The organism is Moorena sp. SIO4A5, assembly GCF_010672005.1.
Taxonomy (GTDB): domain Bacteria; phylum Cyanobacteriota; class Cyanobacteriia; order Cyanobacteriales; family Coleofasciculaceae; genus Moorena.
The window spans coordinates 1-9,820 of record NZ_JAAHHZ010000190.1; the positions used below are offsets into that span (position 1 = coordinate 1).

Below are 9,820 nucleotides of genomic sequence, written 5' to 3' on the forward strand. Positions count from 1 at the left end.
CCCCTGGGACTAGGCTGGGATAACCCTTATACTGTCCGTTACCCAAGTAATCTTGATGATGGTCCCTGGCACGGCATGCCCTTGGGGGGATTTGGTGCTGGTTGTATTGGTCGCTCTCCCCGAGGAGATTTTAATTTATGGCACTTGGATGGGGGAGAACACATCTTTAAAAGCCTCCCCCCTTGTCAATTTAGTGTATTTGAACAACCAGAGCATTCTCTAGCCCAGGCTTATGCTTTATGTACTCAACCACCAGAGGATGCTCAGCTGGGCTCTTGGCAATGGTATCCAACACAAGGCAAAGGTGAGGAAAACAGCTCAGAGGTTTCTGGTCACTACTATGCTTTGTATCCTCGCAGTTGGTTTACCTATAAAAATGTCTTTCAGACTGAACTAACCTGTGAGCAGTTTTCCCCGATTTGGGCAGGATGTTATCAGGAAAGTAGTTACCCAGTGGCGGTGTTTGAGTGGACCGCTCATAACCCTACTGATACCCCCATTACCCTTAGCATCATGCTCACTTGGCAGAATATGGTGGGTTGGTTTACCAATGCAATTAAAAATCCCGAGGTGCGGGTAAGGGATGATGGCAGCCCGGTGTATGAGTACCAGCCTCGGTGGGGAGATAGTACGGGGAATTTGAATCAGTGGGTTGTGGATCACTATCGGGTCGGATTTGTTCTAGACCGGGTGAGACTGGGGGATGAGATTAAAGAAGGGGAAGGGCAATTGTGCCTCGCTACAGTTACTAATCCCAGTATGGAGGTATTTTACCACGGTCGCTGGAATCCAGTTGGTGATGGTGCTGAGGTTTGGGATACCTTTGCTACGGATGGTAGCTTGGTAGACCATCAAGATGAAACCCCAGCGGCACCAGGAGAACAAATTGCGTGCGCGATCGCAATTCGCTTTACTCTTCGTCCAGGTAAAACCCGCAAAATTCCTTTTATTCTGACTTGGGACTTCCCGGTGACAGAATTTAAATTAGGTATTAACTATTACCGGAGATACACGGACTTTTTTGGACGCAACGGTAATAATGGCTGGTCAATGGTGCGCACTGCTCTCAAGCACCATGATCTGTGGCGAGAACAAATTGAATCATGGCAAGAACCGATTTTAAATCAGGAGGATTTACCGAATTGGTTCAAAATGGCCTTGTTTAATGAGCTTTACTTGCTCACGGATGGCGGTACTCTCTGGACAGCAGCAACTGAACTTGACCCAATTGGACAGTTTGGTGTATTAGAATGTCTAGATTACCGTTGGTACGAAAGCCTGGATGTGCGGCTCTATGGTTCTTTTGCCCTAGCAATGCTGTGGCCGAAACTGGATAAAGCGGTGTTAGAAGCCTTTGCCCGAGCTATCCCGACCAGCGATGAAACAATACGTATTATTGGCTACAACCAAGCTCAAGCTGTCCGTAAAATTGCGGATGCTACTCCCCATGACCTAGGAGCGCCCAATGAGCATCCTTGGCAACAGACCAATTATACTAGCTACCAGGATTGTAACCAGTGGAAGGATTTAGCCAGTGACTTTGTTTTACAAGTCTATCGGGATTTTGTTTTTTCTAGCGCTACAGATATAGACTTTTTGTGGGAGTGCTGGTCATCCATTGTCAAGGCACTGGCTTATCTCAAGGGGTTTGACCAAGATGGAGATGGGATCCCCGAAAACTATGGCGCACCAGATCAGACCTTTGATGATTGGCGATTGCAGGGAGTAAGTGCTTACTGTGGGGGGTTGTGGTTAGCGGCCTTAGAGAGTGCGATCGCAATTGGAGAAATTCTGACCAAGAATTATCCACCAACATCCCCATTAGTAGAAGTACCTGAGCTAGATTCCATTCAAGACACCATTGACTGCTATCGCCAATGGTTAGCACAAGCTATGCCAATTTATCAAGAAAAGCTGTGGAATGGGCAGTACTATCAACTAGATAGTGAAAGTGGCTCAGATGTGGTGATGGCAGACCAGTTATGTGGTCAATTTTATGCTCAGTTACTGGGATTACCGGATATTGTACCACCAGAGTGTACTCTCTCAGCCCTCAAGACTGTGTATGATGCCTGTTTTTTAAAGTTCCATCAGGGTCAACTGGGAGCAGCTAATGGAGTCAGACCCGATGGCACACCAGAAGATCCCGATGCTACTCATCCGATGGAAGTGTGGACAGGAATTAATTTTGGATTAGCAGCATTTCTGATTCAGCAAGGCATGAAAGATGAAGCTTTAGGTATGACTGAAGCAGTGGTGGGGCAGGTTTATGATCATGGCTTGCAATTTAGGACACCAGAAGCGATTACAGCAGTAGGGACATTCCGGGCTAGTCACTATTTGCGAGCCATGGGCATTTGGGCAGTTTATTTAATGCTTAACGATAATACCAACTAGAAAAAGACAGGTAATGGCGGGGGTTGTGTACCCTTAGTGATGAGATTAGTTATGGGATGCTCCTTGGCCTTGGCCTATTGGCCACGCTACGCGAATGGGCCACGCTACGCGAATGGAGCCGCTACGCGATTGGCCGTAGGCCACGCTACGCGAACGCATTGCCACACTATCAGCAAGATGGGCTAATCACTGGTTTCTCAACGGAAAATCCGATAGGCAAATTTTATAATGTCCTGATGATCAACTGACCAATAAGAAGGTAGCTAAGGGAGCAATCCTGATTGATATTCCAAACTACAGCAGCTTGGGTATCATCAAGATGATAGTTAAATTTATTGCTGTTTCGGTCAATTTCTTACCTGGTTGACTGAATTTTATAGCTGCAAGGGTTTATTTTAACATAGTGAAATCAACCTTGGCAATAGTTTTGTTGGGTTTAGCTACCACTCAACTGCTCTCTACATAAAATCAAGGGTGTTAGGAGTAAAGTCACTCACTCAGATTTGTTACTTGTAAGCATTCAGGTATCAGCACAACAGCCGTCAGTTTTTCAATCAAGCAAAACTTAGGAATTTTCCTGAGGGGAACGAGTACATCAGTTATCTTGGACAACCTTGGCCTTGGCCTATTGGCCACGCTACGCGAATGGGCCACGCTACGCGAACAATCAGCCGATAGCTGATAGCTCTAAGCTGAATGCTTACTGTTCCGTTAGTCTAACTTTCGGTAATTATCTAAGTATAGGCTCTGACTTGGAGTGATCAATTACAGATATCACAAACAATTAAGAGGATAAAATAATGAAATTCACTTACCGTGGTATTACCTATGAAAATAAACCGGTAACTTTTGAGATGAAATTAGAAAAAATTGTTGGTAAGTATCGTGGTATCCGTTGGCGACAGCCAAAGCTCAACGGTGTGCTTTTACCGGAAGCGATCGGTAAATTAAAGTATCGTGGGGCATATTATCTCCACGTTGTTTGGGGTAAACCGATTGATTTTACTAAGCAACGTTACGGAGCAAAGCATCCTTGTTCTAAATAGCTAAGCTATTGCCTTATCCCATATCAGCTATAGCGCCAATCGGCCTTAGCTGAATGCTTACATACATAAGCTATAGAGTATCTTGAAATTCTTCCTTAAGTTAGGCTTTGGGTAATCTACCATAGCAACACTATTACTAAACTAAGGCAAAAGGCTTCCATGGAAAAGGCTTCAATTGCTTACCCAAATTGCCACAATACTTGGCACAATACTATAGATGCTTTGGATGCCTTCCCGTAGGGGTGCGGAAAGCCCGTTATATCCTTGGGACGCTTCTGCTGAGGAAAACCTCTGGATGATTGGTTCAGCTAATGCGCCTCCTTATAGCTAGAAACTGGTGGCGAACACCAGGTTATGATATAGGTTAGTACCCAAAGACTAACTAGTCGAAACTAATCACCGTTCGCGTAGCGTGGCCCAAAGGCCATGGATGGATATGGCTTGAAGCTCCACTCCTGCAGTGGACAAGGGAAGTTCCGTAGCACTCCTTCTCAGGAGAAGGACAAAGGCTTCCGAAAGAAAGTAAAAAACATTTATATGTAGATACTGCGAATTAGCATTTGTCTCTGACTAACTGATTCAAAAGCGAATAATAGCAGGTGCTTACAAATTTTTTACGATATCCACGCTAAGGTAATCCTAGTCAAGAGGTTTTGAGTTTTATTCGATAGTGATTATGTCCCATCATCTCATCTTCAGAGAATCACGGACTCAGGTTTTTGTACCTGTGAAAATTGCATCCTCACCTCCATCTACCATTCCCAAGACGTCTGGCTCTGCTGGGCAACTGGGGAATTTTAATCATTGGATTTTTGTGTCTATTGGACTAGCTTTAGTGGTGATTGGATTAGTAGTGTATGGTAAGCTGCAATTCAAGGATAGGGACAAAAAGCTCAAATTGGAGCAGTATAAAACTGCTGATCTCCGAAAAAAGTTAAAGCTGGCGCTTAATACCATCCGGAAAATGGAATCAAATCCCGATTTGGTTCACTCGCGGGAATTTAATCTGGACTACCTCAGAATGCGAATGGAAGAAGAGGTATTCCACTTTGGAGTTATCAATCAAATTAAAATTCGAATAAAACAGTTAATCAGTATAGCATTACGACCTACTCAAGACTCTAGAAATGTTATCGGTGTTGCTAGTACGTCAGGTCGTAAAATTAATGAAATATTTGATGTTAAGTACGAGACTGAAATTCGAGGTAAACGCAGTGTGGGAGTGCTTTTCCGTATTCAAGTTAAGTTAATGAAATTACCCACTCAACGCACCTCGGCAACCGTTAGCCAAATTATTGACTGTATTGAAACATTTCTTAGTCCAGATGCGGACAATGATACCTGGCAACCAACAATTCAAGGACGTATTGTTTGCATGCGTTGGGATCAAAAGGCAAAACCAACGCCATTATTAGTATTGGAGCAATCCACTGAAGGGGTTAATGTTACTCTAAGAACCAAACGGGTTGGGATGACGTAATACCAATTTAATTGATAGTAGTTTTCAATAGTTTTAGGGAGTAGGGAGTAGGGAGTAGGGAGTAGGGAGTGTGGGGAGATGGGGAGATGGGGAGATGGGGAGATAAAATTTATGTGTAGCCGTAATTTCCAAAATTGGTATTAGCCATTAGCCATTAGCCATTAGTCATTAGTCATTGCCGATTAATAATTACCGATTACCCAACCTTTACAATACCAATGCTCCCGGACATGATATTACGCAGTGAATCTAGTTAATAACGCACCCTACTATTTATAGAGTTTGGTTTCAGTTTGCCGTAAGTCTTGTTTAAATTATTCCTTAACCAACTTTTTAAACAGGCTTGAATAATCTTTATGCAGCTAATAAATTTGCTTCGATACTATAGATAATAAACGATTAAAATAATCAAAATGTTTATTAATCCTAGGGGGTGGTTCGGGAAGATTATTCCTTCCCATACACCAACTCAGTATACAGATATTTCTACAAATAAAGATACATCATCACAGCATAACACTCGGTTAAATCCAGCTAGATTAGGTTTTCTACTAGCTGTTTTTTTTCCCCTATTCGGAGCAATTTCAACGGCTCGGGATTGGGAGGGAGTGCAACGGATGGAAAGACAAACCCAAGCTTGGTTTTTCAAACTTAGGGGTCCGGTGGCTGCCCCAGACAATATAGTGATTTTGGGAATTGATGAGGAGTCTCTGAATTTAAATCAATCCTATTATAATGATGAGTCTCAAGCACTAACTGATTTAGAACTTATCAAGAGCTGGCCCTGGAAACGAGCTGCTTATGCTAAAGCGATTGAGCGTGTGATGGCTGCTGGAGCTAAGTCTGTTGCCGTCAGTATTGTGTTAGATAGTCCCAGTAGTTACGGTGAGGCAGATGATCAACGGTTGAGAGAGGTGCTAAAAAACTATGGCGAAAGGGTTACTCTGGCCGCTATGTATGAGACTTACGAAACTGTTGAAGGTGAGACTATCAAGCTAGTTAAGCCAAATTCTTTGTTTGAGACACCCCAGTTATCTGTAGGTTCTATTAATTATCCCATTGAGCCGGATGGCAGAATCTATCGTCTAGCCAATCAGTTTCCCAAAGTTTGGGCTAAGAATAATCCAGAATTGGCAGAAACATCTGATCAGCTGATGTTTACAGTACCTTCCTTTAATGAGGCTACCTTGGCCAAAAGGCCACGCTACGCGAAGGCAGCTGCTCAGGAATCAGGACTGAAGACGAAGCCCAAACCAGAGAATATTTTCTTCTACGGTTCGGATGCATTTACATCTATTCCCTTCTGGTATGTCTTAGATGATAATCGCTGGCACACTCGCCTAGACGATGGTAAGTCTTTCCAAGACAAGATTGTTTTAATTGGACCAACTGCTAGCTCATTACCAGATTTTCATCGGACTCCTGTGTCCGACAGAATGGCTGGGGTAGAAATCAATGCTAATGCGATCGCAACACTACTCGAAGGTCATGCCATTGTCCAAGCAATTCCCAATCCTATCCACAGAGGAGTGTTGATATTTTTGGGGGTTAATGTCGTAAGGTACTTATTCAGTCGGATTAAGCGATGGCAAGTTTGCCTAGGCTGGACAGTGCTCGGGGTAATCACTTGGGGAGGAATCAGTTATCTATTTTTCGTGTATGAGGGGCTAATTTTGCCTACAGCAGTCCCTTTAGTTAGCATGACTCTCAGTGGTATTTTCTGTAGCGCTATGGGAGCAATTCAAGACCTGAAGAACAAACAGCAACTACGCCAAACTCTTAAACATTACGTTTCTGCGCCCATTGTCCAAGAAATTATCTCTGGACAGGATGATTTAAGGAATTTGCTGGAGGAGAGGGAACAGGAACTATTAGCGACTAAGTTAAGTGGACGCTATCAAATCATCAAACGACTTAGTGCCGGAGGATTTGGCGAAACCTTTATTGCTGAAGACACCCAGCGACCGGGAAATCCGACCTGTGTGGTCAAGCAGCTCAAACCTGCTAGCAATAATCCTCAACACTGGCAACTGGCTCGACGGTTATTTCAAACGGAAGCAGAAATTCTGGAAAAGTTGGGCAAACATCACCAAATCCCTGAGCTGTTAGCCTATTTTGATGAAAATCAAGAATTTTATCTAGTTGAAGAGTTCATTAATGGTCATCCTCTCAGCAATGAGTTACTACCGAAACCTCTTCCTGAAGCCAACGTCATTGGGATAGTGGTAGATATTCTACAGGCATTGCAGTTTGTCCATAGTCACAGTGTGATTCACCGAGATATTAAACCTGATAATCTAATTCGGCGCAAATCAGATCAGAAGCTGGTGCTAATTGACTTTGGCGCTGTTAAAGAAATTACTAATCAATTGCATCCAAGACGAAATTTGACTAAGTTCACGGTGGGCATTGGTACTAAAGGTTATATGCCTAATGAACAAGCTGTGGGTAGTCCAAGATTTAACAGTGATATTTATGCCACAGGTATGATTGCTGTGCGATCGCTTACTGGCATACCTCCTAGCAAATTACCCACAGATCCCATAACTGGAGAAGTAATTTGGCTCGATAAGGCACAGGTCAGTCCTGAATTAGCTACAGTGGTCAACAAAATGGTGCGCTATAGCTTCCGAAGTCGCTATCAGTCGGCTCAGGAAGTATTAGAAGCACTGAAACCTTTAACCAAAACCTTGCCAAGATTCTCGTTTAGTAGCCCTGAGTCATCGGTAGCGCTACAATCTCAGGCTTCCACCTTGCCAGAACCAGAGGAAACCATGGTCGATAGTGACTTTTCAAGTTCACAGAAAACTGTTCCGTTGTCGGAATCTACCACAGTGCTAGAGGATTCAACCATGGTCGATAGTGACTGTTCGAGTTCACAGAAAACTGTTCCGTTGTCGGAATCTACCACAGTGCTAGAGTCTGACGAAACCTTATCCTAGTGATTAGTCATTCAATAGGGCAGTTGAATTTTGAGTATCTACTTTCAAGATTCAACCTACCCTACACCGAACGCCAAAGGCGAACAACATTTTAGAATGTAGAATGTAGAATGCAGAATGTAGAATTCTGCATTTTGACAGACAACCTACCCTACACCGAACGCCAAAGGCGAACAACCTGCTAACCTTCAACCTACTAACCTTGGCCAAAAGGCCACGCTACGCGAACAACCTTCAACCTACTAACCTTGGCCAAAAGGCCACGCTACGCGAACAACCTTCAACCTACTAACTTTCAACCTACTAACCTTCAACCTACTAACTTTCAACCTGCTAACCTTGGCCAAAAGGCCACGCTACGCGAACAACTTTCAACCTGCTAACCTTGGCCAAAAGGCCACGCTACGCGAACAACCTTAAGCCACTGCTAGAGGATTTAACCATCGCAAAATTTCCCGTTGCAACCGATTTAAATCGCGATAGACTTCTTGCTTGACCCACTGACCTACGGCATCCAATGGGGTAAACACTGCCCCTGGGTTTAAGGTCACATCTTGCCCTAAAGGTGTTAAATGATTTCCTGGTATCCGCTGTAGCACAACCATATTTGGAAAACGTTTCTTTAAGGCTTGGGTCAAGCTAACACTTTGGTCAATCTCGTCATCAGTGAATTTAATCAGTAAATTACGCTGGATTTGATAGCGTTGAGTAATCAGATAGTTAGTTTCTTGGGGTGAGGGAGTAAACTCTACCTGAAAGACAGGATTGAGGTTTAACTGTTCCACAAAGGGGATAGCACGGTCAGCGGAATAGTTGTTATAGGAAATCAAGATATTACCAGCTCGCTCTACACTGAAGAGGCTGCCAATCAACAAATGCAGTTTGCACCCCATACTGTGGCCTATACCATAGATGGGTAGATACCGTTTCCGTAAAACATTGGTTACCTGTAAGCGATTTAGAGTAGTCTCGAAGCGATTGAGTACATCTCGTGCGATCGCAATATGGTCGAGGGTATTCACAAACGGTGTCGCAATCACTGCATACCTTTGAGCTGCTAATTTTTCCAGTAACAATCGGTAAGTTACGTGGGGTGCTGTAGCAATAAACGCCCCACCCAGGAAATGGATAATCCCGGTGGGACGATTGGGGATTAAAACCCAGTTACCAGATATCTCTTGCCAGTCCATGCTATACTCTACTTGCGAGGGTGGGTTAGTCACACACCCTACTAACTAAAGAATCATAACTAACTCACTAAAGATTCAGCACTGACCTTAGTCAATTCTCGAATCTGCTCAATCAAATTGTTCATACCATCAATATCGAGGCGATAACTGATGGGATGGGCAATCAGTCTTGCTGTACTCTCATACAAAATGTCAATTTCAATCAAGCCATTCTCTTTTAAGGTACGACCTGTGGACACCAAATCCACAATTGCCTCCGACATCCCGGTAATCGGACCAAGTTCAACAGAACCGTAGAGCGGGATAATTTCCACTGGCAAATCCAGGTTATTGAAATATTCCCGAGCACAGTGAACAAACTTGGAGGCTACGCGACCATGAGCTGGCAAATCCAAAGGGCTTAGATAAGAGCTAGCGGCACGAACTGCCAATGACATCCGACAATAACCAAAGTGTAAGTCACCTAAGGTAGCCACTGCCGGGGTTTTTTCCCGTAGCACATCGTAACCAACTATCCCCAACTGAGCTTGACCATATTCCACGTAAACCGGTACATCTTGAGCTCGTACCAGTAGAGCTTGAGCCGTTTGACTGGGGTCTTGAATCTGGAGTTGGCGGTTGGAGGAGTCTAGGAAGGCACTAAAGTCTAAGCCAACGGATTGCAGTAGCTTGATGCTGTCTTTTAGGAGTGCGCCTTTGGGTAATGCGATGGTAATCATATGGGGAGCTTCGGGAGCTTTGGCAGGGGGTCAATTAGTTCACTGA

The 9,820-nt window shown here is 44.0% G+C and carries 9 protein-coding genes; 7 read left to right on the forward strand and 2 right to left on the reverse strand.

Annotated features, from left to right (window positions below; translation table 11 throughout):
- From F6K57_RS31475 to F6K57_RS31505, 7 genes are all read left to right on the forward strand, one after another.
- The coding region (locus F6K57_RS31475; RefSeq protein WP_293072047.1) for a GH116 family glycosyl hydrolase at positions 1 to 2,397 on the forward strand (2,397 nt) is incomplete at its 5' end.
- Positions 2,398 to 2,433: 36 nt separating this feature from the next.
- A complete protein-coding gene (locus F6K57_RS31480; protein ID WP_293046463.1) occupies positions 2,434 to 2,583 on the forward strand; it encodes a hypothetical protein in 150 nt (49 codons plus the stop codon).
- A gap of 428 nt (positions 2,584 to 3,011) precedes the next feature.
- Positions 3,012 to 3,158: a hypothetical protein gene (locus F6K57_RS31485; RefSeq protein WP_293046466.1), complete on the forward strand. Its 147-nt coding sequence runs from the start codon at positions 3,012 to 3,014 to the stop codon at positions 3,156 to 3,158.
- Between the two features lie 39 nt (positions 3,159 to 3,197).
- Complete coding sequence (locus F6K57_RS31490) at positions 3,198 to 3,443, forward strand: DUF4278 domain-containing protein (RefSeq protein ID WP_293021970.1); 246 nt, start codon at positions 3,198 to 3,200, stop codon at positions 3,441 to 3,443.
- 676 nt (positions 3,444 to 4,119) lie between these two features.
- Positions 4,120 to 4,923 (forward strand): hypothetical protein, encoded by an 804-nt coding sequence (locus F6K57_RS31495; protein ID WP_293021971.1) that lies wholly within the window; start codon positions 4,120 to 4,122, stop codon positions 4,921 to 4,923.
- A 413-nt stretch (positions 4,924 to 5,336) separates the two neighbouring features.
- Positions 5,337 to 7,865 (forward strand): serine/threonine-protein kinase, encoded by a 2,529-nt coding sequence (locus tag F6K57_RS31500; protein WP_293072048.1) that lies wholly within the window; start codon positions 5,337 to 5,339, stop codon positions 7,863 to 7,865.
- Positions 7,866 to 8,113: 248 nt separating this feature from the next.
- Positions 8,114 to 8,248 carry a hypothetical protein gene (locus tag F6K57_RS31505; RefSeq protein ID WP_293072049.1) on the forward strand — a complete coding sequence of 45 codons (135 nt, stop codon included), beginning with the start codon at positions 8,114 to 8,116 and terminating at the stop codon, positions 8,246 to 8,248.
- 33 nt (positions 8,249 to 8,281) lie between these two features.
- Here the strand turns inward: F6K57_RS31505 and F6K57_RS31510 are convergent, their stop codons facing one another.
- Together F6K57_RS31510 and hisG are read right to left on the reverse strand one after the other, a co-directional pair.
- On the reverse strand, positions 8,282 to 9,055 hold the full coding sequence (locus F6K57_RS31510; protein ID WP_293072050.1) for a DUF1350 family protein: 774 nt from the start codon (positions 9,053 to 9,055) through the stop codon (positions 8,282 to 8,284).
- Positions 9,056 to 9,114: 59 nt separating this feature from the next.
- A complete protein-coding gene (gene hisG / locus F6K57_RS31515; protein WP_293021974.1) occupies positions 9,115 to 9,774 on the reverse strand; it encodes an ATP phosphoribosyltransferase in 660 nt (219 codons plus the stop codon).
- Positions 9,775 to 9,820 lie beyond the last annotated feature (46 nt).